19 protein-coding genes are annotated in these 25,121 nt (G+C 70.1%); 13 read left to right on the top strand and 6 right to left on the bottom strand.

Annotated features, from left to right (window positions below):
- Positions 1–189 precede the first annotated feature (189 nt).
- The 6 genes from ftsZ (at position 190) to ACWC5O_RS14865 (ending at position 5,131) form a co-directional block, all read left to right on the top strand.
- The gene (ftsZ, locus tag ACWC5O_RS14890) at positions 190–1,392 is read left to right on the top strand and encodes a cell division protein FtsZ (RefSeq protein ID WP_450587242.1); all 1,203 of its coding nucleotides are present in this window, start codon (positions 190–192) and stop codon (positions 1,390–1,392) included.
- The gene (pgeF, locus tag ACWC5O_RS14885) at positions 1,389–2,117 is read left to right on the top strand and encodes a peptidoglycan editing factor PgeF (RefSeq protein WP_450587243.1); all 729 of its coding nucleotides are present in this window, start codon (positions 1,389–1,391) and stop codon (positions 2,115–2,117) included. The genes ftsZ and pgeF overlap by 4 nt, the downstream gene beginning before the upstream one ends.
- A 6-nt stretch (positions 2,118–2,123) precedes the next feature.
- A complete protein-coding gene (locus ACWC5O_RS14880) occupies positions 2,124–2,843 on the top strand; it encodes a YggS family pyridoxal phosphate-dependent enzyme (RefSeq protein ID WP_450587245.1) in 720 nt (239 codons plus the stop codon).
- Between the two features lie 128 nt (positions 2,844–2,971).
- A complete protein-coding gene (locus ACWC5O_RS14875) occupies positions 2,972–3,613 on the top strand; it encodes a cell division protein SepF (protein WP_450587246.1) in 642 nt (213 codons plus the stop codon).
- Positions 3,614–3,663: 50 nt separating this feature from the next.
- Positions 3,664–3,951, top strand: a complete 288-nt coding sequence (locus ACWC5O_RS14870; RefSeq protein WP_094220204.1) for a YggT family protein — start codon at positions 3,664–3,666, stop codon at positions 3,949–3,951.
- A gap of 55 nt (positions 3,952–4,006) precedes the next feature.
- Positions 4,007–5,131 (top strand): DivIVA domain-containing protein, encoded by a 1,125-nt coding sequence (locus ACWC5O_RS14865; RefSeq protein ID WP_450587249.1) that lies wholly within the window; start codon positions 4,007–4,009, stop codon positions 5,129–5,131.
- A 255-nt stretch (positions 5,132–5,386) separates the two neighbouring features.
- On the opposite strand, the gene ileS is transcribed toward ACWC5O_RS14865, so the two are convergent.
- Positions 5,387–8,563 carry an isoleucine--tRNA ligase gene (ileS, locus tag ACWC5O_RS14860; protein ID WP_450587251.1) on the bottom strand — a complete coding sequence of 1,059 codons (3,177 nt, stop codon included), beginning with the start codon at positions 8,561–8,563 and terminating at the stop codon, positions 5,387–5,389.
- A 1,098-nt stretch (positions 8,564–9,661) separates the two neighbouring features.
- Between ileS and ACWC5O_RS14855 the strand changes: the two genes are divergently transcribed.
- The 5 genes from ACWC5O_RS14855 to ACWC5O_RS14835 all read left to right on the top strand — a co-directional run bounded on the left by ACWC5O_RS14855 (position 9,662) and on the right by ACWC5O_RS14835 (position 14,722).
- Entirely contained in the window at positions 9,662–10,897 is a 1,236-nt protein-coding gene (locus ACWC5O_RS14855; protein ID WP_450780993.1) for a TraR/DksA family transcriptional regulator, read from the top strand.
- A gap of 67 nt (positions 10,898–10,964) precedes the next feature.
- On the top strand, positions 10,965–11,567 hold the full coding sequence (gene lspA, locus ACWC5O_RS14850; RefSeq protein ID WP_450587254.1) for a signal peptidase II: 603 nt from the start codon (positions 10,965–10,967) through the stop codon (positions 11,565–11,567).
- Positions 11,568–11,641: 74 nt separating this feature from the next.
- Complete coding sequence (locus ACWC5O_RS14845) at positions 11,642–12,586, top strand: RluA family pseudouridine synthase (protein ID WP_450587255.1); 945 nt, start codon at positions 11,642–11,644, stop codon at positions 12,584–12,586.
- The gene (locus ACWC5O_RS14840) at positions 12,583–13,050 is read left to right on the top strand and encodes a GNAT family N-acetyltransferase (protein WP_450587256.1); all 468 of its coding nucleotides are present in this window, start codon (positions 12,583–12,585) and stop codon (positions 13,048–13,050) included. Before ACWC5O_RS14845 ends, ACWC5O_RS14840 begins: the two co-directional genes overlap by 4 nt.
- An 85-nt stretch (positions 13,051–13,135) precedes the next feature.
- Complete coding sequence (locus ACWC5O_RS14835) at positions 13,136–14,722, top strand: Na+/H+ antiporter (protein WP_450587258.1); 1,587 nt, start codon at positions 13,136–13,138, stop codon at positions 14,720–14,722.
- A gap of 113 nt (positions 14,723–14,835) precedes the next feature.
- On the opposite strand, the gene ACWC5O_RS14830 is transcribed toward ACWC5O_RS14835, so the two are convergent.
- Entirely contained in the window at positions 14,836–15,918 is a 1,083-nt protein-coding gene (locus tag ACWC5O_RS14830) for a mechanosensitive ion channel family protein (protein WP_450587260.1), read from the bottom strand.
- Between the two features lie 107 nt (positions 15,919–16,025).
- Between ACWC5O_RS14830 and ACWC5O_RS14825 the strand changes: the two genes are divergently transcribed.
- A complete protein-coding gene (locus ACWC5O_RS14825; protein WP_450587262.1) occupies positions 16,026–16,595 on the top strand; it encodes a dienelactone hydrolase family protein in 570 nt (189 codons plus the stop codon).
- Between the two features lie 7 nt (positions 16,596–16,602).
- On the opposite strand, the gene ACWC5O_RS14820 is transcribed toward ACWC5O_RS14825, so the two are convergent.
- From ACWC5O_RS14820 to ACWC5O_RS14805, 4 genes are all read right to left on the bottom strand, one after another.
- On the bottom strand, positions 16,603–18,273 hold the full coding sequence (locus ACWC5O_RS14820; RefSeq protein WP_450587264.1) for an alkaline phosphatase D family protein: 1,671 nt from the start codon (positions 18,271–18,273) through the stop codon (positions 16,603–16,605).
- A 105-nt stretch (positions 18,274–18,378) separates the two neighbouring features.
- Positions 18,379–19,197: a thioredoxin domain-containing protein gene (locus ACWC5O_RS14815; protein WP_450587266.1), complete on the bottom strand. Its 819-nt coding sequence runs from the start codon at positions 19,195–19,197 to the stop codon at positions 18,379–18,381.
- 66 nt (positions 19,198–19,263) lie between these two features.
- Positions 19,264–19,947 carry a hypothetical protein gene (locus tag ACWC5O_RS14810; protein WP_450587267.1) on the bottom strand — a complete coding sequence of 228 codons (684 nt, stop codon included), beginning with the start codon at positions 19,945–19,947 and terminating at the stop codon, positions 19,264–19,266.
- 67 nt (positions 19,948–20,014) lie between these two features.
- The gene (locus ACWC5O_RS14805; protein WP_450587269.1) at positions 20,015–21,355 is read right to left on the bottom strand and encodes a DUF2252 domain-containing protein; all 1,341 of its coding nucleotides are present in this window, start codon (positions 21,353–21,355) and stop codon (positions 20,015–20,017) included.
- A gap of 169 nt (positions 21,356–21,524) precedes the next feature.
- On the opposite strand from ACWC5O_RS14805, the gene dnaE reads away from it, so the two are divergent.
- Complete coding sequence (dnaE, locus tag ACWC5O_RS14800) at positions 21,525–25,064, top strand: DNA polymerase III subunit alpha (RefSeq protein WP_450587271.1); 3,540 nt, start codon at positions 21,525–21,527, stop codon at positions 25,062–25,064.
- Positions 25,065–25,121: the final 57 nt, after the last annotated feature.

Below are 25,121 nucleotides of genomic sequence, written 5' to 3'. Positions count from 1 at the left end.
GTTGAACGGGCGCCACTTGTCGACTTAGTGTCCTGTTCAGAAGACTCCAGGGAACAGACACACTGGTAACCCTAAACTTCAGGGTTAGGGTTCGGGTCGGCGTTCGGACCGTCCCATTCGACATCCGTCGTCCCGGCGCGGGGAACCGCCCGGTGGCGACAACGTAATTCGAGGCGAGAGGCCTTCGACGTGGCAGCACCGCAGAACTACCTCGCAGTCATCAAGGTCATCGGTGTCGGCGGCGGTGGTGTCAATGCCATCAACCGGATGATCGAGGTCGGTCTCAAGGGCGTCGAGTTCATCGCCATCAACACCGACGCACAGGCGCTGTTGATGAGCGACGCCGACGTCAAGCTCGACGTCGGCCGCGAACTCACCCGCGGACTCGGCGCCGGAGCCAACCCGGCCGTCGGCCGCAAGGCCGCCGAGGACCACCGCGAGGAGATCGAGGAGGTCCTCAAGGGGGCCGACATGGTCTTCGTGACGGCCGGTGAAGGCGGCGGCACCGGCACCGGCGGCGCGCCCGTCGTGGCCAACATCGCGCGCTCGCTGGGCGCCCTCACCATCGGCGTGGTCACGCGCCCGTTCACCTTCGAGGGACGGCGCCGCGCGAACCAGGCCGAGGACGGCATCGCCGAGCTGCGCGAAGAGGTCGACACCCTCATCGTCATCCCGAACGACCGGCTGCTGTCCATCTCGGACCGCCAGGTCTCGGTCCTGGACGCCTTCAAGTCCGCCGACCAGGTCCTGCTCTCCGGTGTTCAGGGCATCACCGACCTCATCACCACCCCCGGTCTGATCAACCTCGACTTCGCCGACGTCAAGTCGGTCATGTCCGAGGCCGGTTCGGCCCTGATGGGCATCGGCTCGGCCCGCGGCGACGACCGCGCGGTGGCCGCCGCCGAGATGGCGATCTCCTCGCCGCTCCTCGAGGCGTCCATCGACGGCGCCCGGGGCGTCCTGCTCTCCATCTCCGGCGGCTCCGACCTCGGCCTGTTCGAGATCAACGAGGCCGCCCAGCTGGTCAGCGAGGCCGCCCACCCCGAGGCCAACATCATCTTCGGCGCGGTCATCGACGACGCGCTCGGCGACGAGGTGCGGGTCACCGTGATCGCGGCCGGCTTCGACGGCGGCCAGCCGCCGGCCCGCCGGGACAACGTCCTCGGCTCGGCCTCCGCCTCCTCCACGCCCCGCCGCGAGGAGCCCGCTCCGGTACGGCAGCCGGAGAGCCGCCCGTCCTTCGGCTCGCTGGGCAGCGTGACCCCGAAGGAGGAGCCGGAGCCGGCGCCCGAGCCGGTGGCCGACGTCCCGGCTGCCCCGCCGGTCCCGTCGTCGCGGAGCTACTCGGACAGCGCGGCCGAGGAACTGGACGTCCCGGACTTCCTGAAGTGATAGGACAGCGCGAGAGCGTGAGCGGCGCGCACTTCGCCTTCACCGACCGGTGGGGCGGGGTGAGCGCCGCTCCGTATGAGGAGCTCAACCTCGGCGGCGCGGTCGGGGACGACCCGGCGGCGGTGCGGGAGAACCGGGAGCTGGCGGCGAAGACGCTCGGGCTGGACGCCGGGCAGGTCGTCTGGATGAACCAGGTGCACGGCGCCGACGTGGCCGTCGTGGACGCGCCCTGGGGTGATCGGCCCGTACCGGAGGTCGACGCGATCGTCACCGCCCGCCGGGGACTCGCCCTCGCCGTCCTCACCGCCGACTGCGTGCCGGTGCTGCTGGCCGACCCCGTCGCCGGGGTCGTGGCCGCGGCCCACGCCGGGCGGCCCGGCATGGTCAAGGGCGTCGTCCCCGCCGCTGTACGGGCCATGGCCGAACTGGGCGCCGAGCCGGGCCGCATCGTCGCCCGTACCGGACCGGCGGTCTGCGGCCGGTGCTACGAGGTGCCGGAGCGGATGCGCGCCGAAGTGACCGCCGTCGAGCCGACGGCGCACGCCGAGACGAGCTGGGGCACCCCCGCGGTCGACGTGAGCGCCGGAGTGCACGCGCAGCTCGACCGGCTCGGGGTGTGCGACCGGGCGCAGTCGCCGGTGTGCACGATGGAGTCGGGCGATCACTTCTCGTACCGCCGTGACCGCACCACCGGGCGGCTCGCGGGCTATGTCTGGCTGGACTGATGGGGCATGACGGACCGTAAGACCGAACTCGCCGCAAATCTGGCGAAAGTGGAGCAGCGCATCGCCGCCGCGTGCGCGGCGGCCGGGCGGGGACGGGAAGAGGTGACCCTGATCGTGGTCACCAAGACCTACCCGGCGAGCGATGTGCGGATTCTGTCGGAACTCGGTGTGCGTCATGTCGCCGAGAACCGTGACCAGGACGCGGCGCCGAAGGCCGCGGCTTGTGCTGATCTGCCCCTGAATTGGCATTTTGTCGGTCAGTTGCAGACCAACAAGGTGCGTTCCGTGGTCGGTTACGCCGATGTCGTGCAGTCCATCGACCGTGCGCGACTGGTCACGGCGCTGTCGAAGGAGGCCGTGCGGGCGGAGCGCGAGGTGGGGTGTCTCATCCAGGTCGCGCTCGACGCCGGCGAGAGCCTGCGGGGCGAGCGCGGTGGCGTGGCGCCCGGCGGAATCGAAGAGTTGGCCGACCTCGTGGCCGCGTCGCCCGGACTGCGGCTCGACGGGCTGATGACCGTCGCTCCGCTCACCGGGGAGTACGCGGGACGCGAACAGGCGGCATTCGAGCGGCTCATGGATTTGTCGACCGACCTGCGCCGAGCCCATCCGGCTGCAACCATGGTGTCGGCAGGGATGAGTGCGGACCTCGAACAGGCTGTGGCCGCCGGGGCGACACATGTGCGCGTCGGCACCGCGGTACTCGGAGTCCGCCCCAGGCTCGGGTAACGTCGCCAAGAAGTCGGACCACAGCAGAAAATATGGTCAATGCCCGTGAAGGCGGGCACAACGACCTCGTGGATCGCGGGCACTTGGCAGTCGTCAGTCGATCCACCACAGAGCGGAGGACTCAGAGCATGGCCGGCGCGATGCGCAAGATGGCGGTCTACCTCGGCCTCGTGGAGGACGATGGGTACGACGGCCGCGGATTTGACCCCGACGACGACTTCGAGCCCGAACTGGACCCGGAGCCCGAGCGGGACCACCGACGGCATGAATCGTCACACCAGTCGCACAGTGCACATCAGTCCCAAAGGGACGAAGAGGTGCGAATCGTGCAGCCGCCCACGCCGCGCGAACCGGTGGCCCGTGCGACTTCGCTCGCCGCGGAATCCGGACGTCCGGCGCGCATCGCGCCCGTGGCGTCCATCACACAAGAACGTCAGTCCCTGGAGAAGAACGCACCGGTGATCATGCCCAAGGTTGTGTCGGAACGAGAGCCTTACCGGATCACCACGCTTCACCCGCGGACCTACAACGAGGCCCGTACCATCGGGGAACACTTCCGTGAGGGCACCCCGGTGATCATGAATCTGACTGAGATGGATGACACAGACGCGAAGCGACTTGTCGACTTTGCGGCCGGTTTGGTGTTTGGTCTTCACGGCAGCATCGAGCGGGTGACGCAGAAGGTGTTCCTGTTGTCTCCTGCTAACGTCGATGTCACGGCGGAGGACAAGGCCCGCATCGCAGAGGGCGGGTTCTTCAACCAGAGCTGAGACGCACCACCGGAAAGAAGCACGGAACAGGGGAGAGGGAAGTCCAGGCCATGAGCGTGTTCGCGCAGGTGATCTACATCGCGCTGATGGTGTTCCTCGTCGTGCTCATCTTCCGGCTGGTCATGGACTATGTCTTCCAGTTCGCCCGCTCGTGGCAACCCGGCAAGGCGATGGTGGTCGTCCTTGAGGCCACCTACACTGTCACCGATCCACCGCTGAAGCTTCTGCGGCGGTTCATCCCGCCGCTGCGTCTCGGGGGCGTGGCGCTCGACCTGTCCTTCTTCGTACTGATGATCATCGTCTACATCCTCATCTCCGTTGTGCAGAGCTTCCTGTGATGAGGGTGGACGATACGGTCTTGCCGACTGCCGATGACTACGTTGAGGTGAAGAGATGCCGTTGACCCCCGAGGACGTGCGGAACAAGCAGTTCACGACCGTCCGCCTCCGAGAAGGCTATGACGAGGACGAGGTCGATGCCTTCCTCGACGAGGTCGAAGCCGAGCTGACCCGTCTGCTCCGCGAGAACGAGGACCTGCGCGCCAAGCTGGCCGCGGCCACGCGCGCTGCTGCCCAGAACCAGCAGAACATGCGCAAGCCTCCGGAGCCGCAGGACCAGCAGCCCGGCATGCCTCAGCAGGGGATGCGAGGCCCCGGCGCTCCGGTGCCCGCCGGCATATCGGGCCCGCCGCAGCAGCAGATGGGTGGCCCCATGGGTGGCCCGCCCCAGCTGCCGAGCGGCGCCCCGCAGCTGCCCGCCGGCCCCGGCGGTCAGGGCGGCCCGCAGGGTCCCGGCCCGATGGGCCAGGGTCCGATGGGTCAGGGCCCCATGGGTGGTCAGCCGCCCATGCCGCAGCAGATGGGTGGCCCGATGGGCGGCCCCATGGGTGGCCCGATGGGCGGCCCCGGTCAGGGCCCCGGTGGCGACAGCGCCGCCCGTGTCCTCTCGCTGGCCCAGCAGACCGCCGACCAGGCGATCGCCGAGGCCCGCTCCGAGGCCAACAAGATCGTCGGCGAGGCCCGCAGCCGCGCCGAGGGTCTGGAGCGTGACGCCCGTGCCAAGGCGGACGCGCTGGAGCGGGACGCGCAGGAGAAGCACCGCGTCGCCATGGGCTCCCTGGAGTCCGCGCGCGCCACGCTGGAGCGCAAGGTCGAGGACCTGCGCGGCTTCGAGCGCGAGTACCGCACGCGTCTGAAGTCGTACCTGGAGTCGCAGCTGCGCCAGCTGGAGACGCAGGCCGACGACTCCCTGGCTCCGCCGCGCACCCCGGCCACCGCCTCCCTCCCGCCGTCCCCGGCGCCCTCCATGGCCCCGGCCGGCGCGAGCGCCCCGTCCTACGGCGGCAACCAGGGGATGGGCGGCCCTCCGGCGCCCTCCGCCCCGTCCTACGGCGGCCAGCAGCAGATGACCCCCGCGATGACCCAGCCCATGGCTCCGGTCCGTCCGCAGGGTCCGTCCCCGATGGGCCAGGCGCCCTCGCCGATGCGCGGGTTCCTGATCGACGAGGACGACAACTGACGGGCCGCGGCCACTAGTACGACAACGGCGTCGGCAGCGTTCAACAGGGCGGGGCCCCGGACTTCGGTCCGGGGCCCCGCCCTTTTTACGCGTGTTGAGGAGGCGGTGCCGGGGCGCACGGAGGCACTTCAGGAGCGCGGGGCTGCAGCGATATGCGGCCCCGCCGCGTGGGCGCACGGTACCTGCCCGACCCGCACTCGTGAGAAAGGGCCTGATCCCCAACGTGGAGACCGGGCCCTTTCAAACGATCAGCGCTTACGCCTTGCGCAGTCGGAACGTGAGAGACAGCCCCTCGTCGGTGAACGGCTCGCCGAAGCTGTCGTCCGCCTCACCCTGGCCGAAGTCGGTCGACAGGACCTCCTCGGCGATCAGTTCGCCGTGCTCGGTCAGGGCCGCGATGACCGCCGGGTCCGTGGAGGTCCAGCGCAGGGCGATCCGGTCTGTGACGTCCAGGCCGCTGTTCTTGCGGGCCTCCTGGATCAGCCGGATCGCGTCACGGGCCAGGCCCGCCTGTCGCAGCGCCTCGGTGATCTCCAGGTCCAGGGCGACCGTCGCGCCCGAGTCGGAGGCCACCGACCAGCCCTCGCGCGGGGTCTCCGTGATGATCACCTCGTCCGGGGCGAGGGCGACCGTCTCCCCGTCGACCTCGACCGACGCCGTGCCCTCGCGCAGGGCCAGGGACAGCGCCGCCGCGTCCGCGTTCGCGATGGCCTTGGCCACGTCCTGGACGCGCTTGCCGAACCGCTTGCCCAGGGCGCGGAAGTTGGCCTTGGCGGTGGTGTCCACCAGCGAGCCGCCGACATCGGACAGTGACGCCAGCGAGGAGACGTTCAGCTCCTCGGTGATCTGGACGTGCAGCTCGGGGTCCAGGTTCTCGAAGCCGGTGGCGGCGATGAGGGCCCGGGACAGCGGCTGGCGCGTCTTGACGCCCGACTCCGCGCGCGTGGCACGGCCCAGCTCCACCAGCCGGCGGACCAGGACCATCTGCTTCGACAGATCGGGGTTGATCGCGCCGAGGTCCGCGTCCGGCCAGGAGGCCAGGTGCACCGACTCCGGGGCGCCCGGGGTCACCGGCACGACCAGGTCCTGCCACACCCGCTCGGCGATGAACGGGGTGATCGGGGCCATCAGCTTCGTGACCGTCTCCAGCACCTCGTGCAGCGTGCGCAGCGCGGCCTTGTCGCCCTGCCAGAAGCGGCGGCGCGAACGGCGGACGTACCAGTTCGACAGGTCGTCGACGAACGCGGAGAGCAGCTTGCCGGCGCGCTGGGTGTCGTACGCCTCCAGCGCCTGGGTCACCTGGTCGGTGAGCGCGTGCAGCTCGGACAGCAGCCAGCGGTCCAGCACCGGGCGGTCGGCCGGGGCCGGGTCCGCGGCGGACGGCGCCCAGTTCGACGTACGGGCGTACAGCGCCTGGAAGGCCACCGTGTTCCAGTACGTGAGGAGCGTCTTGCGGACGACCTCCTGGATGGTGCCGTGGCCGACCCGGCGGGCCGCCCACGGGGAACCGCCGGCCGCCATGAACCAGCGCACCGCGTCCGCGCCGTGCTGGTCCATGAGCGGGATCGGCTGCAGGATGTTGCCCAGGTGCTTGGACATCTTGCGGCCGTCCTCGGCGAGGATGTGGCCGAGGCAGACGACGTTCTCGTACGACGACTTGTCGAAGACGAGGGTGCCGACCGCCATGAGGGTGTAGAACCACCCTCGCGTCTGGTCGATCGCCTCGGAGATGAACTGCGCCGGGTACCGGCTCTCGAACAGCTCCTTGTTCTTGTACGGGTAGCCCCACTGCGCGAACGGCATCGAACCCGAGTCGTACCAGGCGTCGATCACCTCGGGCACGCGCGTCGCGGTCTTGTCGCAGCCGTCGTGACGGCAGGCGAAGGTGACGTCGTCGATGTACGGGCGGTGCGGGTCCAGGCCGGCCTGGTCGGCGCCGGTCAGCTCGGTCAGCTCCGCGCGGGAGCCGACGCAGGTGAGGTGGTCGTCCTCGCAGCGCCAGATCGGCAGCGGGGTGCCCCAGTAGCGGTTGCGGGACAGCGCCCAGTCGATGTTGTTGTTCAGCCAGTCGCCGAAGCGGCCGTGCTTGACCGTCTCCGGGAACCAGTTGGTCTGCTCGTTCTCCTGGATCAGGCGGTCCTTGACCGCCGTGGTGCGGATGTACCAGGAGGGCTGCGCGTAGTAGAGCAGCGCGGTGTGGCAGCGCCAGCAGTGCGGGTAGCTGTGCTCGTACGGGATGTGCTTGAACAGCAGACCGCGCTGCTTGAGGTCCTCGGTGAGCTTCTCGTCCGCCTTCTTGAAGAAGACGCCGCCGACCAGCGGGACGTCCTCCTCGAAGGTGCCGTCGGGGCGGACCGGGTTCACGACCGGCAGGCCGTAGGCGCGGCAGACCCTGAGGTCGTCCTCACCGAAGGCGGGGGACTGGTGGACCAGACCCGTACCGTCCTCGGTCGTGACGTACTCGGCGTTCACCACGTAGTGGGCCGGCTCCGGGCTGTGCCCGTTGGTGCCCTCGCTGACGCTCGGGAACTCCACGAGCTCGAACGGACGTTGATACGTCCAGCGCTCCATCTCGGCGCCCGTGAAGGACTGGCCGGTGGTCTCCCAGCCCTCGCCGAGCGCCTTGGCGACGAGCGGCTCGGCGACGACGAGCTTCTCCTCGCCGTCGGTCGCGACGACGTAGGTCACCTCGGGGTGCGTGGCGACCGCCGTGTTGGACACCAGGGTCCACGGGGTCGTCGTCCACACCAGGAGCGCGGCCTCGCCGGCGAGCGGTCCGGAGGTGAGCGGGAAACGGACGTACACGGACGGGTCCACGACCGTCTCGTAGCCCTGCGCCAGCTCGTGGTCGGACAGGCCGGTGCCGCAGCGCGGGCACCAGGGGGCGACGCGATGGTCCTGGACCAGCAGGCCCTTGTTGAAGATCTCCTTCAGCGACCACCAGACCGATTCCACGTACTCGGGGTCCATGGTCCGGTAGGCGTCGTCCAGATCGACCCAGTAGCCCATGCGGGTCGTCAGCTCGGCGAAGGCGTCGGTGTGCCGGGTCACCGACTCGCGGCACTTGGCGTTGAACTCGGCGATGCCGTACGCCTCGATGTCCTGCTTGCCGGAGAAGCCCAGCTCCTTCTCGACCGCCAGCTCCACCGGGAGGCCGTGGCAGTCCCAGCCGGCCTTGCGGGCCACGTGGTAGCCGCGCATGGTGCGGAAGCGGGGGAAGACGTCCTTGAAGACCCGCGCCTCGATGTGGTGGGCGCCGGGCATGCCGTTCGCGGTGGGCGGGCCCTCGTAGAACACCCACTCCGGGCGGCCCTCGGACTGCTCCAGGCTCTTGGCGAAGATCTTCTGGTCGCGCCAGAAGTCGAGCACGGCGTGCTCAAGCGCGGGCAGGTCGACCTGGGCGGGCACCTGGCGGTACGTCGGCGCTGTCATCTGCGAGCATCCTCCAACGGACTTGCTGCCTTCCGTCGGAGGGACGAGAGCCTTCATTCCTGCTACGCCGTGTGCGGCGCGCTCCCGCGGTACCACCCTCCTTGGCTCCCCGTCGCGCCGTACGCTCCGGTGAGCCCCCTCATTGGGGTCGCGAAGCCGGCTCTACTCGCCGTGGGTCCTCCACGGCTTTCTTCCGGCGGCTCCGGGGTGATCTTCACGTCGCGCTCGCCCCCGGGCTCACACCGTCCCCGGGTCGCTCTGGGCTGCGTACGTCGCTACTCGTCCCCATCCACGCTTTTCGCTCCGCCCAGTGTACGGCGCCACGCGGACAGCGGCCGACCGCTTTTCCGGGCCGCGCGGGGCCCGGCGGAGGCGGCGGCGGGATGACCCGAATGGCGGGGGTGCGGGCGCGCGCATCCGGGCGCGTCCTCCTCGGCGGATTACCCGGCGGGGAGCTGGGCACAACGGATGCAGGTCCGCTGCGCGGGGGGTGCGGGCGGGCGAATCGGGCGGTGCGCCCCGTTGCCGCGGGACTCAAGTCGATTTATCGTCCCAGCACGATTCGCGGGCAAGATCACAATATGTGAAGGGGTCGCGGCCATGGTGGCGAAGAAGACCGCCGTACAGCAGCCGGCGACCGGCCGCTCCCAGGGAGCCGGCCGCAAGAAGACCACGCGCGCGGGTGCCGCCTCGGCCGGCCGGGCGGGACCGAAACCGGTCCGCTCCCGCGCTGACGGAACAGAATGCTCCGCCCGCCCCCCGGGCACCACGGCAACCGCCAAGACACCGAGAAAGCCGCCCGGGGAGGAGCCGGGCACTGCCACGAAGCGGGCGGCCGCCGCGGCGGAGGAGGCCGGACGGAGCACTACTGCGACGAGGGGCTCTACGGCGGGGGCAGGGAAGGGCCCGGTGCTCGAGGACGCCGGGAAGGGCCCAGTCGAGAAGGCCGCGAAGAGCGACTCGGCCGGGAAGGCGGCGAAGAAGACGGCGACTGCGGAGGCGGGCACGAAGCCTGCCGCCAGGAAGGCTGCGGCCAAGGCGGGGGTGGCCGAGGAGGCCGCGGCTGGGAAGGCGGCGAGCAGGAAGGCTGCGGCCGGTATGGCGGCTGGGAAGAAAGCGGGCGCAGGGAAGGCTGCGGCCGGCGTGGGGGCGGTCGAGGAGGCCGCGGCGGAGAAGACGACGGCCGGGAAGACAGCGGCCCGGAAGACGACGGCCGGGAAGACAGCGGCCAAGGAGACGGCACCGAGGAAAGCTCCGGCCAAGGAGGCAGTGGCCAAGAAGGCTGTGGCTGCTGAGACGGCCGCCACGAAGAGCGCGGCTGTCAAGGACTCGACCACGACAGCGGCGGCCAAGGAGACGGCGGTGAAGGAGACGGCCGGCAGGAGGGTGGCTGCCGAGGACTCGGCTACGACAGTGGCGGCCAAGAAGGCCGCTGTCAGGGAAACGGGCGCCAAGGGGACGGTCGTCAAAGGCTCGGCCGCGAAGGCGGCGGCCAAGAGGGCGGCGGCCAAGGAGACGGCGGCCAAGAGGGCGGCGGCCAAGGAGACGGCGGCCAAGAAGGAGGCGGCCAAGGAGACGGCCGCCAAGGCGACGGCTGTCGGCAAGAAGGCGGCCGCCGTGAAGGCGGGCGTCAAGAAGGGCGGCGTCGCTGGGAAGGGGGGCAAGAAGGCGGTGGAGGTGGCCTCCGAGGAGACGGTCGCCGGTGGAGTCGTGAAGGGGGCTGCCGAGAAGGCCGTCGCCGAGAAGGCCGTCGCCGAGAAGGCGGCCGGCGAGGGCGTCTCCACGGGGGCGGCCGGGAAGAGCATGGCCAAGAAAGCGGGCGCGGCGCGGGCCGCGAAGCAGACGGGAGCCACGACGGTGGTTGCGAAGAAGACTCCTGGCACGGCCACGGCGGAGCAGACCGCCGTTCCCAAGGCGCGGGTCTCCGCGGCGGAGCCCGGCGAGCTGGCGGTGCGCCCGGGAGAGGACCCCTGGACCCCGGAAGAGGTCGCGGAGGCCCGCGCCGAGCTGCAGTCCGAGGCGGAGCGGCTGCGGACCGAGATCAGCTCTTCCGAGGCCTCTCTGGTGGGCCTGATGCGGGACTCCGGGGACGGTGCCGGTGACGACCAGGCCGACACCGGCACCAAGAACATCACGCGCGAGCACGAGATGGCGCTGGCCGCCAACGCGCGCGAGATGCTGACCCAGACCGAGCGCGCCCTGGAACGGCTCGACGCGGGCACCTACGGGCTGTGCGAGAACTGCGGCAACCCCATCGGCAAGGCCCGCATGCAGGCGTTCCCGAGGGCCACGCTGTGCGTGGAGTGCAAGCAGAAGCAGGAACGTCGCTCCTGAGCACCAGGGCCTGCCGGGACGTGCCGTACTCTCGTCCTCAGTCAGGCACCTAGGTTGAGGGACTCACGTGGCAGAGGCGGAGCGCATCATCGGTACGCCGGACACCCCGGACGACAGCGGCGAGCAGACGTCCGGCCTGCCCGGCGCGGGTGAGCAGGGGGCGGCGGCGCCGCGGCGGACCGGGCGCGGACGCCGGATCGCCGTGCTGTTCGCGGTGGCCGCGTTCGCGTACGCCCTCGACCTGATCAGCAAGATGATCGTGGTCGCGAAGCTGGAGCACCACGCGCCGATCGAGCTGATCGGGGACCTGCTGGAGCTGCACGCCATCCGCAACCCGGGCGCGGCCTTCGGCTTCGGCGCGGCCTTCACGATCATCTTCACGCTCATCGCGGCCGCCGTGATCGTGGTGATCATCCGCCTGGCCCGCAAGCTCTACAGCTTCCCCTGGGCGATCGCCCTCGGCCTGCTGCTCGGCGGCGCGCTCGGCAACCTCACCGACCGGATCTTCCGGGAGCCCGGGATCTTCCAGGGCGAGGTCGTGGACTTCATCGCGCCCAAGGGCTTCGCGGTGTTCAACCTGGCCGACTCGGCGATCGTGTGCGGCGGCATCCTGATCGTGCTGCTGTCCTTCCGCGGCCTGGACCCCGACGGCACCGTCCACAAGGACTGACGCCGGCCGGCACCGCGGGGGCGTTGTCCACAGGCTCGTTCGGGGTCGTCGTAGCCGTCCGGCATACTCGTCGGGTGAGCACGATTCCCGAGATCCGTACCCTGCCCGTGCCCGACGGCCTGGAGGGCGAGCGCGTGGACGCCGCCATCTCCCGCATGTTCGGCTTCTCCCGCACCAAGGCGGCGGAGCTGGCCGCGGCCGGCAAGGTCCAGGTCGACGGGGCGGTGGTCGGCAAGTCGGAGCGGGTGCGCGGAGGCGCCTGGCTCGAGGTCGAGATGCCCCAGGCACCCGCGCCCGTGCAGGTGGTCGCCGAGCCGGTCGAGGGCATGGAGATCGTGCACGACGACGATGACGTGGTCGTGATCGTCAAGCCGGTCGGCGTGGCCGCGCACCCCTCGCCGGGCTGGAGCGGCCCGACCGTCATCGGCGGTCTCGCCGCCGCCGGGTACCGGATCTCCACCTCCGGCGCCGCCGAGCGCCAGGGCATCGTGCACCGCCTGGACGTCGGCACCTCCGGCCTGATGGTCGTGGCGAAGTCCGAGTACGCGTACACGTCGCTCAAGCGCCAGTTCAAGGAGCGCACGGTCGACAAGCGCTACCACACCCTCGTCCAGGGCCACCCGGACCCGACGAGCGGCACGATCGACGCCCCCATCGGCCGCCACCCGAACCACGACTACAAGTGGGCGGTCACGGCCGACGGCAAGCCCTCCGTGACCCACTACGACCTCATCGAGGCATTCCGCGCCGCCTCCCTGCTCGACGTGAAGCTGGAGACCGGCCGCACCCACCAGATCCGCGTCCACATGTCCGCCCACCGCCACCCCTGCGTCGGCGACCTGACCTACGGTGCCGACCCGACCCTCGCCAAACGGCTGGGCCTGACCCGCCAGTGGCTGCACGCGGTGCGGCTCGGCTTCGAGCACCCCGGGGACGGGCAGTGGGTGGAGTTCGCGTGCGACTACCCGGAGGACCTGCAGAGTGCCCTCGACCAGGTCCGCGAGGAGACGTGGGCGTGAGCACGCCGTACACCGTCCGGATCGCCGAGGACCCCGCCGACCGCGAGGCCTGCCTCGCGGTGCGCAAGGACGTCTTCGTCGTCGAGCAGGGCGTCCCGCAGGACATCGAGTACGACGCGTACGACGCGGTGGCCGTCCATGTGCTGGCGGTCCGCGAGGACGGCGTGCCACTCGGCACCGGCCGGCTGCTGTACGGCGAGGCGGCCGCCGCGAAGACCGGCGGGGACGCCTCGGTGGGCTCTCTCGGGCGGCTGGCCGTCGCCCGTGAGGCGCGCGGGCTGGGCGTCGGCGTGGCCCTGGTGCGGGCCATCGAGGAGACGGCACGCGCGCGTGGCCTGGCCGCGGTGGACCTGCACGCCCAGACCCACGCCCTGGGTTTCTACGAGCGCCTCGGGTACGAGGCGTACGGCCCGCAGTACCCGGAGGCCGGGATCCCGCACCGGGCGATGCGGCGCGTTCTGTAGCCGAGGTGCCATGACGGCCGGCGCGCGGAGGGCCGTGGCAGGCTGGACGCCTGCCGTGTGATCGTCGACTCCCGGAGCGCCGGCCGTGGATCAGTTGGCTCTGTTGTTCGTGGTGCTGCTCGGGGCCCTGGTGAGCGTCCCGGTGGGGGAACGGTTCGGGTTGCCGGCGCCGGTGCTGATGACGTTGCTCGGCGGGGTCCTGGCGGTGGCCGCCTTCGTGCCCGACGTGGACATCCCGCCCGAGCTGATCCTGCCCGGACTGCTGCCGCCGCTGCTCTACGCCGCCGTACGGCGGACCTCGTGGCGGCAGTTCGCGGCGAACAAGCGGCCGATCTTCCTGCTGGCCGTCGCCCTGGTCTTCGTGACGATGATCTGCGTGGCCGCCGTCGCGCACGCGATCGTGCCCGGACTGCCGGTCGCGGCCGCCGTCGCGCTGGGCGCGTTGATCGCCCCGCCGGACCCGGTCGCCGCCACCGCCGTCGCCGGGCGGCTCGGGCTGCCGCGCCGGCTGGTGTCGATCCTGGAGGGCGAGGGGCTCTTCAACGACGTCACGGCCATCGTGCTCTACCACGTGGCGATCGCCGCCGCCGTGAGCGGGGAGTTCTCGGCCTGGCGCGCCGGTCTCGACCTGGTCCTGTCGGCCGTGGTCGCGGTCGCGGTGGGGCTGGTGCTCGGCTGGGGCGCGAACAAGCTGATGGACCTGCTCGGCGAACCCACCCTGCAGATCGGGATGACCCTGCTGGTGCCGTACGCCTCCTACGTGCTCGCGGAGGAGCTGCAGGGGTCCGGGGTGCTCGCCGTGCTCACCACGGCCCTCTTCCTCGCCGAGTACGCCACCGACGCCGACGACGTGATGACCCGGCTGGCCGGGTACACCTTCTGGGACATCGTCGACACGCTGGTCACCGGTGTCGCCTTCGGGCTGATCGGCCTCGAACTGCACAACGCGATCAGGACGGCGACCGGGCGTTGGGGCGAGCTGCTCGGCTGGGCCGCCATCGTCGTCGGCGTCGTCGTCCTCGTACGGCTGCTGTGGCTGCTGCCCGCGACCTGGCTGACCAAGCGGCTGCACGCCCGGCGGGACTACGACGAGGACATCCCGATGAGCTGGCGGGAGACCGTGATCATGTGGTGGTCCGGGATGCGCGGGGTGGCCTCGGTGGCGCTGGCGCTGGCGATCCCGCTCAGGACGGACGACGGATCCCCCTTTCCCGACCGGGACGAGATGGTCTTCATCGCCTTCGGGGTGATCATCGCCACGCTGGTGCTGCAGGGGCTGACTCTGCCCTGGCTGGTGAAGCGGCTGGGGGTGCGGGCCGACTCCGAGCGGGAGACGGAGTTCGAGGAGGAGCTGGCGCGACGGGCCACGAAGGCCGCCAGGCGGAGGCTGCGGGAGATCGAGCAGGTGGAGGAGTTGCCGGAGGAGCTGGCGGAGCAGATGTTGCGGCGGGCCTTCGACATCGGGATCCGGATCAGCCCGGACATGGGGGAGGCGGAGCGGCGGGAGGCGCATCAGCAGCGGGAGCGGCGGGTGAAGCGGGTGAGGCGGATTCAGGGGGAGATGTTGAGTGCGGCTCGGCATGAGGTGTTGGCTGCGCGGAGCGAGCCGGGGGCGGATCCGGAGATCGTGGATCGGGTGCTGAGGCATCTCGATGTGCGGAGCTTGCGTTGAGATCTTTTCTCCCGCCCGCCCACCCACGCACCACCTGGCTCCAGTTGGCCGAGAGGTGGGCGTTCGCCGTGGGGGTGCGGCGTCGTCGGCGGCTTTCCGTGATTCGCCCTGGGTCAACGGTGGTACCGGGCCGGGCCGTTGGGGGAGCGTGCGGGTTGCCATGGTGGGAGGGTCGCCTCTGCCGTGTTGACGCGGGGCAGGGCATAGGGGTGTTCGGTCGAGAGCCAGGTGATCATCTGTTCGCGGACGGTGACCCGGACCGTCCAGATGTCGTCCGCGTCCTTCGCGGTCACCAGGGCGCGGACCTGGATGGTGTTCGGGGTGGTGTCCGTCACGTACAGGTTGGAGGTGCGGCCGTCCCAGGCCGGGCACTGGCGCAGGATGTCGCGGAGCCGCTCGCGCATCGCCTCGATCGGCGCGCTGTGGTCGAGGTGCCAGAAGACGGTGCCCGTCATCTGCGGCGTGCCCCGCGACCAGTTCTCGAAGGGTTTGGAGGTGAAGTAGGACACCGGCATCGTGATCCGCCGCTCGTCCCAGGTGCGGACCGTCAGGAAGGTCAGGGTGATCTCCTCGACGGTGCCCCACTCGCCGTCCACCACCACCGTGTCGCCGATGCGCACCATGTCGCCGAAGGCGATCTGCAGCCCCGCGAACATGTTCGACAGCGTCGACTGGGCGGCGACGCCGGCGACGATGCCGAGGATGCCGGCGGAGGCCAGCAGCGAGGCACCGGCCGCGCGCATCGCCGGGAACGTCAGCAGCATCGAGGCGCTCGCCACCACGATCACGATCGCGGAGACGACCCGCATGATCAGCTCCACCTGGGTGCGGACCCGGCGCACCCGGGCGGCGTCCGGGTGGGCGCGCGCGTACCGGGTGTAGGAGGTCTCGACGACCGCCGCGGCGATCCGGATCACCAGCCAGGCGGCGGACCCGATCAGCACCAGGGTCAGGGCCCGACCCACGCCGGCCTGATGCCGCTGCAGCAGGTTCGCGTGGTCGTAGGAGCCTCTGAGCAGGGCGGTGCACAGGAGGAGTTGATAGGGGATGCGGCCGCGCCGCAGCAGGTCCCACAGCGGGGTCTCGGGGTTTCGCTCGTCGGCCTTGCGCAGCAGCCGGTCGGTGGCCCAGCCGATGGCCAGGGTGAGCAGCACCGAACCACCGAGCACGATCAGGGGGCGGAGCACGGTCTCCATGCCTTCGCGTCTTACCAGGCTCGCGGGGTCGTGAACCTGCGTCTTCCCGACGTACCCGGGGAAGGCCGCGCTACGGCGTTGTCCTACCCGGCTGGCACCATGGCCTCATGAACATCATGCTCTTGCACTCGGCCTACGGGCTCAGGCCCGCGGTGCGCGAGGCCGCGGACCGGCTGCGCGCGGCGGGCCACGAGGTGTGGACGCCGGACCTCTTCGAGGGGCGCACGTTCGACACGGTCGAGGAGGGGATGGAGTTCAAGGAGCGGATCGGCAAGGAGGAGCTGCTGAAGCGCGCTGTGCTGGCGGCGGCGCCGTACTCGGAGCGGGGGCTCGTGTACGCCGGCTTCTCGCTCGGTGCCTCCATCGCGCAGACCCTGGCCCTCGGGGACGAGAAGGCACGCGGCCTGCTGCTCCTGCACGGCACCTCGGACCTGACGCCGAACGCTCAGGTGGACGAGCTGCCCGTGCAGCTGCACGTGGCCGAGCCGGACCCGTTCGAGACGGACGACTGGCTGAGCGCCTGGTACCTGCAGATGCGCAGAGCGGGGGCGGACGTGGAGGTCTACCGGTATGCCGGGGCGGGCCACCTGTACACCGACCCCGGGCTGCCGGACCACGACGCGGAGGCTGCCGAGGCCACCTGGCGGGTGGCGCTCGGCTTCCTCGACAGCCTGTAGTGGTCGGCTATACCGGGTCGTAGGTGCGCTCCACCTTCTGCGTGCCGCTGCGGGTGCGGTACGAACGCACCCAGGAGGAGGCCGCGTCGGCGTCCGTGCGGTCGGACAGGACGTAGTAGTCCATCTGCGCACGGTCGGTGGTGATGTCCAGGACGCCGTAGCCGTGGCGGTCGGTGTCCACCCAGTGGACGTGCCGGTTGGCGGCCTTGATGACCGGCGAGGCGATCGCGGAGACGGTGCCTTCGGGGACCTTCACGATGTCGTCGAGGTTGTCGGAGGTCACCGAGGTGACCACGAACTCGGTGGCAGCCGAGGCCGACAGCGGGTAGGTGCCCGCGTCCACCGGCACGTCGTTGGCCCACGCCATGTGGATGTCACCGGTCAGGAAGACGGTGTTGCCGATGGCGTTGGAGCGCAGGTGGTCCAGCAGCTCGCGACGGTCGTCGGTGTAGCCGTCCCACTGGTCGGTGTTGGCGGCGATTCCCTCCTGCGGCAGCCCGAGCAGCTTGGCGAGCGGCTTGAACAGGTCGGCGGAGAGCGAGCCGAAGGAGAACGGCGAGATCATCACCGAGTTGCCGACCAGCCGCCACTTGGTGTCGGAGGCCTTCAACCCGGCCTTCAGCCAGTCGAGCTGGGCCCGGCCGGTGATCGTACGGTTCGGGTCGTCCACCGAACCGCTGGCCGTGGCGGCCTGCTGGGATCGGAAGGAGCGCAGGTCCAGCAGGGAGAGGTCGGCGAGCTTGCCGAAGCGCAGCCGGCGGTAGGTGGTGCCGGCGATCGCGGGGCGGACCGGCATCCACTCGAAGTAGGCCTGCTTGGCGGCGGCCTGACGGGCCGTCCAGGTGCCCTCGGCGCCCTCGGTGTGGTTGACCGCGCCGCCCGACCAGGAGTTGTCGGCGAACTCGTGGTCGTCCCAGATCGCGATGACCGGCGCCTTCAGGTGCAGCGCCTGCAGGTCGGGGTCGGTCTTGTACTTCGCGTGCCGGATCCGGTAGTCGGCGAGCGTGATGATCTCGTTCGCGGGTGCGTGCGGGCGGACGACCGTGCCCCGGGCCGCGTACTCGCCGGACTTGTACTCGTAGATGTAGTCGCCGAGGTGCAGCCAGGCGTCGAGGTCGCTGCGGGCCGCGAGGTGGCGGTACGCGGAGAAGTAGCCGGCCTCCCAGTTGGCGCAGGAGACCACGCCGAAGCGCAGGCCGGAGACGGCAGCGTCCGCCGCCGGCGCGGTGCGGGTGCGCGCCACCGGGGAGTCCGTGCCGCCGGCCGAGAAACGGAACCAGTAGTCGGTGGCCGGCTCCAGGCCGCGGATGTCCGCCTTGACCGTGTGGTCGGAGGCGGCGGTCGCTGTGGTCGAGCCCTTGGCGACGACGTTCGTCAGCGCCTTGTCCTTCGCGACGACCCAGCTCACCTCGGTGTCCGGGCCGACCCCGGAGCCGGGTATCGACTCCGGGGTGGGGGTCACGCGGGTCCACAGCAGGACGCCGTCGGGCAACGGGTCGCCCGAGGCGACGCCGTGCAGGAAGGCGGGGGCGCCCGTGGCGGCGCGCGCCGGCAGGGCGGCGGCGAGCGGGCCGGCCAGGACAGCAGTCGCCGCCGCGGCCTTGACGACCGTACGGCGGCGGGGCGACAGGGAGTTGAGGCGCTTGGCAGCCTCGGATGGCTTGTATCGACTGGTCACGACCGATCAGGCTACTGACCGGTACGCGTCAAGGGCAGGCGAACTCCGAAAGTTCGCCTGCCCTTCATGCGGTGATCGGATTCTGACGGGTCGCCAGGCGGGTCGTCAGCCCTTGAGGGCCGCGTCCACCGCCGTGTTGAAATCGGCCACCGACATGGGCGGGTTGCCCTGGGTGCCGGTGGTGAGCTTCTTGCCGTCCATGACGAAGCTCGGGGTGCCCGTCACGCCGTCCTTGTTGTCGTCGAAGGTCTTCGACATGGCCATCGCCCAGGCGTCGTACGTGCCCTTCTTGACCGCGTCCTGGAACTTCCCGTTGTTCTTCAGGGCGGGCACGGTGTCGGCGATCTTGATGAGGTAGCTGTCGTCCTTGAACTTGTCGGTCTGCTCGCCCGGGTGCCACTTCGCGGAGTACAGCGCGGTCTTGTAGTCGAGGAACGCCTCGGGGCTGACGTTGAGCGCGGCACCCAGCGCGCTCAGCGCGTTCTTGGAGCCCACGCCGTTGTCGTGGTTGTCGATGAAGGTGCCGCTGATGAACTCGATCTTGAACTTGCCGTCGTCGATGTCCTTCTTCACGGTCGAGCCGACCGTCTGCTCGAACTGGGCGCAGACCGGGCAGCGCGGGTCCTCGTAGACCTTGAGGGTCTTCTTGGCGCTGTCCTTGCCGATGACGACGGTGGTGCCCTTCGTGCCCGTGGTGTTGGCCGGGGCGACGACCGAGGCGTCCTTCAGGCCCTCCCAGTAGCTGGGCTTGTTCAGCTGGACGACGGCGTAGCCGATGCCGCCGGCCGCGGCCAGCACGCCCACGACCGAGGCGGCCACGATGACCTGCCGCCTGACCCTGTCGCGCTTGGCCTGCCGCTCGCGCTCCTGGCGCAGCCGCTCCCGGGCCGCCGTCTTCGCCGCCTGGCTGTTCCGCTTGCTCATGTTGGTGATCTCCATGTGGGACGCGCACACGTCGTACGCGGGATACGTATGGGGGACTGATCGTGCTCAGGTGAATACCGGTGAGCACGGCGGTCCACGCCGTCCCAGGGAGTGCACGAGGAGCCGGTCACGCGCGGCGATCGGACGCGGGGCCGGGCGCGGCAGCCGGTGTGCCGGGGAGAGCCGTACGGCGACCGCGGCCACCGCCAGCAGCAGCGGCCGGAAGGTGGCCGCGGCGGCCGCGCGCAGCAGCTGGGTCAGGGCCCGCTCGCCCCGGCGCAGCCAGGCGGCGGCCAGCAGTCCCACGCCGATGTGCGCGGCGAGCAGCAGCCAGGCGGCGGCCGGGCTGGCCTGCGCGAGCAGCGCCCCGCCGCCGCGGCCCGAGGCGCCGGTCACCTGGGCCAGCGGGGTGCCCACGCTGCCCTGGCACAGCACGTCCAGGCCGAGGGCGCGCAGCGGTCCGGCGACCGGACCGCCCGCCCTGCCGTAACAGGCGTGCTGGCCGGTGGTGAACACCGTGTCCGCGGCCAGCTCCAGCGGGATCAGCAGGGCCGCGATCCGGCCGAAGCCGCGCTCGCGACCCGCGAGCGCGTACGCGGTCAGGAACACGCCGGTGGCGACCGCGGCCACGGTCGACACCGGCAGCGGGGCCCTGGACAGCAGGACGTGGGACGCGGTGCTGAGCGTCACGACCACGGCCGTGAACAGCGCCGCGCGCACGGCTCTGAGCTGGGTCCCGGATATGTCCATAGCGAAAGCAGAGTCTGTCACGTACGCGAGTAAGAGACCCCTGAAGAGTGCCTGTGAGTGTGCGAGGTTACAGCCCCGGAATCCGGCCGTTGCGGAACAGGTCGACGAAGATCTGGTGGTCGGCACGCGCGCGTGCGCCATAGCTGTGCGCGAAGTCCACCAGGAGGGGCGCGAAGCCCTCCTCGTCGGCCGCGAGTGCCGCGTCGATGGCCCGCTCGGTGGAGAACGGCACCAGGGACTCGCCGGAGGTGTCGTCCGCCGCCGCGTGCATCGTGGCCGTGGCCCGGCCCAGGTCCGCGACGACGGCGGCGATCTCCTCCGGGTCGTCGATGTCGCCCCAGCCGAGGTCGACCGCGTACGGCGAGACCTCGGCGACCAGCTGGCCCGCGCCGTCCAGCTCGGTCCAGCCCAGCCACGGGTCGGCGTGCGCCTGCAGGGCGCGCTGGGAGATCACCGTGCGGTGGCCCTCGTGCTGGAAGTACTCCGCGATCGCCGGGTCCGTGACGTGCCGGGAGACGGCCGGGGTCTGGGCCTGCTTGATGTAGATCACGACATCGTTCTCCAGGGCGTCGCTGTGACCCTCCAGAAGGATGTTGTACGACGGCAGGCCGGCCGAGCCGATGCCGATGCCGCGACGGCCCACGACGTCCTTCACCCGGTACGAGTCCGGGCGGGCCAGGGACGCGTCCGGAAGGGTCTCCAGGTAGCCGTCGAAGGCCGCCAGCACCTTGTAGCGGGTGGCGGCGTCCAGCTCGATGGAGCCGCCGCCCGGTGCGAAGCGGCGCTCGAAGTCGCGGATCTCGGTCATCGAGTCCAGCAGCCCGAAACGGGTCAGCGAGCGGGCGTCACGCAGCGCGTCCAGAAGGGGACCCTGCGCGGTGTCCAGCGTGAACGGCGGCACCTCGTCGCTCTTGGCGCCCGTGGCCAGGGCGTGGACGCGCTCGCGGTAGGCGGCCGCGTAGATCGTCACCAGTTCGGTGATCTGCTCGTCACTGAGCGCCTTCGCGTACCCGATGAGCGCGACGGAGGCGGCGAAGCGCTTCAGGTCCCAGGTGAACGGGCCGACGTAGGCCTCGTCGAAGTCGTTGACGTTGAAGACCAGGCGGCCGTTGGAGTCCATGTAGGTGCCGAAGTTCTCGGCGTGCAGGTCGCCGTGGATCCACACCCGCGAGGTGCGGTCGTCCAGGTACGGGCCGCCGCGCTTCGAGCCGAACTGAGTGTTCGCAGTGAGGTCGTGGTAGAAGAGGGCCGCCGTGCCCCGGTAGAACGCGAACGCCGAGGCCGCCATCTTCCGGAACTTCACCCGGAACGCGGCCGGGTCGGCGGCCAGGAGCCGGCCGAAGGCGGTGTCGAAGACGGCGAGGATCTCCTCGCCGCGCTGCTCGTCGTTGAGCTGGGGAACCGACATCGCGGGGTGCCTCCTGGTGCAGTGCCTGTACGACAGCGTTTCTGCCGTCTCCAACGCACGAAGGTACGTGGGAGTGCCCGGGGAGTGTCAGTCCCGAGGCATAGACTTCGACGCTGACCCCAGAACTGTCCGCCGCCCGTCGCCGAGTGTTTCCCCTGGAGGCCTCACCGTGTCAAAGCCGCCCTTCACGCACCTGCACGTCCACACCCAGTACTCGCTGCTGGACGGTGCCGCGCGGCTCAAGGACATGTTCAACGCCTGCAACGAGATGGGCATGACGCACATCGCCATGTCCGACCACGGCAACCTCCACGGCGCGTACGACTTCTTCCACACCGCGAAGAAGGCCGGAATCACCCCGATCATCGGGATCGAGGCGTATGTCGCCCCCGAGTCCCGGCGCAACAAGCGCAAGATCCAGTGGGGCCAGCCGCACCAGAAGCGCGACGACGTCTCCGGTTCCGGTGGTTACACCCACAAGACGATGTGGGCCGTGAACAAGACGGGCCTGCACAACATCTTCCGGCTCTCCTCCGACGCCTACGCCGAGGGCTGGCTGCAGAAGTGGCCCCGGATGGACAAGGAGACCATCGCCCAGTGGTCCGAGGGCATCGTCGCCTCCACCGGCTGCCCCTCCGGCGAGGTCCAGACCCGGCTGCGCCTCGGCCAGGAGGAGGAGGCCCTCAAGGCCGCCGCCGACTACCAGGACATTTTCGGCAAGGACCGGTACTTCCTGGAGCTGATGGACCACGGCATCGAGATCGAGCACCGGGTCCGTCAGGGCCTCCTCGACATCGGCAAGAAGCTCGGCATCCCGCCGCTGGTCACCAACGACTCGCACTACACGTACGCGCACGAGGCGGGCGCCCACGACGCCCTGCTGTGCATCCAGACCGGCAAGAACCTCTCCGACCCGGACCGCTTCAAGTTCGACGGCACCGGCTACTACCTGAAGTCCACGGACGAGATGTACGCCATCGACTCCTCGGACGCCTGGCAGGAGGGCTGCGCCAACACGCTCCTCGTCGCCGAGATGGTGGACACCACCGGCATGTTCGAGAAGCGCGACCTCATGCCCAAGTTCGACATCCCCGAGGGCTACACCGAGGTCACCTGGTTCAAGGAGGAGGTGCGCCGCGGCATGGAGCGCCGCTTCCCCGGCGGCATCCCCGAGGACCGCCAGAAGCAGGCCGACTACGAGATGGACGTCATCATCTCGATGGGCTTCCCCGGCTACTTCCTCGTGGTCGCCGACTTCATCATGTGGGCCAAGAACAACGGCATCGCCGTCGGCCCCGGCCGAGGCTCCGCGGCCGGCTCGATCGTCGCCTACGCCATGGGCATCACCGACCTCGACCCGATCCCGCACGGCCTGATCTTCGAGCGGTTCCTCAACCCCGAGCGCATCTCGATGCCCGATGTCGACATCGACTTCGACGAGCGCAGGCGCGTCGAGGTGATCAGGTACGTGACGGAGAAGTACGGCGCCGACAAGGTCGCCATGATCGGCACCTACGGCACCATCAAGGCCAAGAACGCGATCAAGGACTCCGCGCGGGTGCTGGGCTACCCGTACGCGATGGGCGACCGCATCACCAAGGCCATGCCCGCCGACGTCCTCGGCAAGGGCATCCCGCTGTCCGGCATCACCGACTCCAGCCACCCGCGCTACAGCGAGGCCGGCGAGGTCCGCGGGATGTACGAGAACGAGCCGGACGTGAAGAAGGTCATCGACACCGCGCGCGGTGTGGAGGGCCTGGTCCGGCAGATGGGCGTGCACGCCGCCGGCGTGATCATGTCCAGCGAGACCATCACCGAGCACGTCCCGGTCTGGGTCCGGCACACCGACGGTGTGACCATCACACAGTGGGACTACCCGAGCTGTGAGTCGCTCGGCCTGCTGAAGATGGACTTCCTGGGCCTGCGCAACCTCACGATCATGGACGACGCCGTCAAGATGGTGAAGGCCAACAAGGGGATCGACATCGACCTCCTGGGCCTCCCGCTCGACGACCCGACGACCTTCGAACTGCTCCAGCGCGGCGACACCCTCGGCGTCTTCCAGTTCGACGGCGGCCCCATGCGCTCGCTGCTGCGCCTGATGAAGCCGGACAACTTCGAAGACATCTCCGCCGTCTCGGCCCTGTACCGCCCGGGCCCGATGGGCATGAACTCCCACACGAACTACGCGCTGCGCAAGAACAAGCAGCAGGAGATCACGCCGATCCACAAGGAGCTGGAGGAGCCCCTCGAAGAGGTCCTCGCGGTCACCTACGGCCTGATCGTCTACCAGGAGCAGGTGCAGAAGGCCGCCCAGATCATCGCCGGGTACTCGCTCGGCGAGGCCGACATCCTCCGCCGCGTGATGGGCAAGAAGAAGCCCGACGAGCTGGCGAAGAACTTCACCATCTTCCAGGCCGGCGCCCGCAAGAACGGCTACAGCGACGAGGCCATCCAGGCCCTGTGGGACGTGCTGGTCCCCTTCGCCGGCTACGCGTTCAACAAGGCGCACTCGGCCGCGTACGGCCTGGTGTCGTACTGGACCGCGTACCTGAAGGCGAACCACCCCGCCGAGTACATGGCCGCGCTGCTGACCTCGGTCAAGGACGACAAGGACAAGTCGGCGATCTATCTCAACGAGTGCCGCCGCATGGGCATCAAGGTGCTCCCGCCGAACGTCAACGAGTCCGTGCACAACTTCGCGGCGCAGGGCGACGACGTGATCCTCTTCGGCCTGGAGGCCGTGCGCAACGTCGGCACCAACGTGGTCGAGTCGATCATCAAGAGCCGCAAGGCCAAGGGCAAGTACGCCTCCTTCCCCGACTACCTCGACAAGGTCGAGGCGGTCGCGTGCAACAAGCGCACCACGGAGTCGCTGATCAAGGCGGGCGCGTTCGACACCCTGGGGCACACCCGCAAGGGCCTCACCGCGCAGTACGAGCCGATGATCGACAACGTGGTCGCGGTCAAGCGCAAGGAGGCCGAGGGGCAGTTCGACCTCTTCGGCGGCATGGGCGACGAGGCCTCCAGCGAGCCCGGCTTCGGACTGGACGTGGAGTTCACCACCGAGGAGTGGGACAAGACCTATCTGCTCGCCCAGGAGCGGGAGATGCTCGGTCTGTACGTCTCCGACCACCCGCTCTTCGGCCTGGAGCACGTGCTGTCCGACAAGGCCGACGCGGGCATCGCCCAGCTCACCGGAGGTGAGCACGCGGACGGCGCGGTGGTCACCATCGGCGGCATCATCTCGGGCCTGCAGCGCAAGATGACCAAGCAGGGCAACGCCTGGGCGATCGCCACGGTCGAGGACCTCGCCGGTTCCATCGAGTGCATGTTCTTCCCGGCGACGTACCAGCTCGTGTCGACCCAACTCGTCGAGGACGCGGTCGTGTTCGTCAAGGGCCGGCTCGACAAGCGTGAGGACGTGCCGCGGCTGGTCGCGATGGAGCTGCAGGTGCCCGACCTGTCCAACGCGGGCACCAACGCGCCGGTGATCCTCACCATCCCGGCGGTCAAGGTCACCCCGCCCATGGTCAGCCGCCTCGGCGAGATCCTCAGCCACCACAAGGGCGAGAGCGAGGTCCGCATCAAGCTCCAGGGGCCGCGCAAGACCACTGTGCTGCGCCTGGACCGGCACCGCGTGAAGCCGGATCCGGCGCTCTTCGGAGACCTGAAGGTGCTGCTCGGCCCGTCCTGTCTGGCCGGCTGAGCCGGTGCGGCGGGAAGGGGCGCACCCTCGGCGGGTGCGCCCCTTCCGTGTGCCTGG

Source organism: Streptomyces sp. NPDC001450, assembly GCF_053597295.1.
The sequence above is the reverse complement of the archived record's forward strand: the minus strand, read 5'-3'. Positions and strand labels throughout refer to the sequence as shown.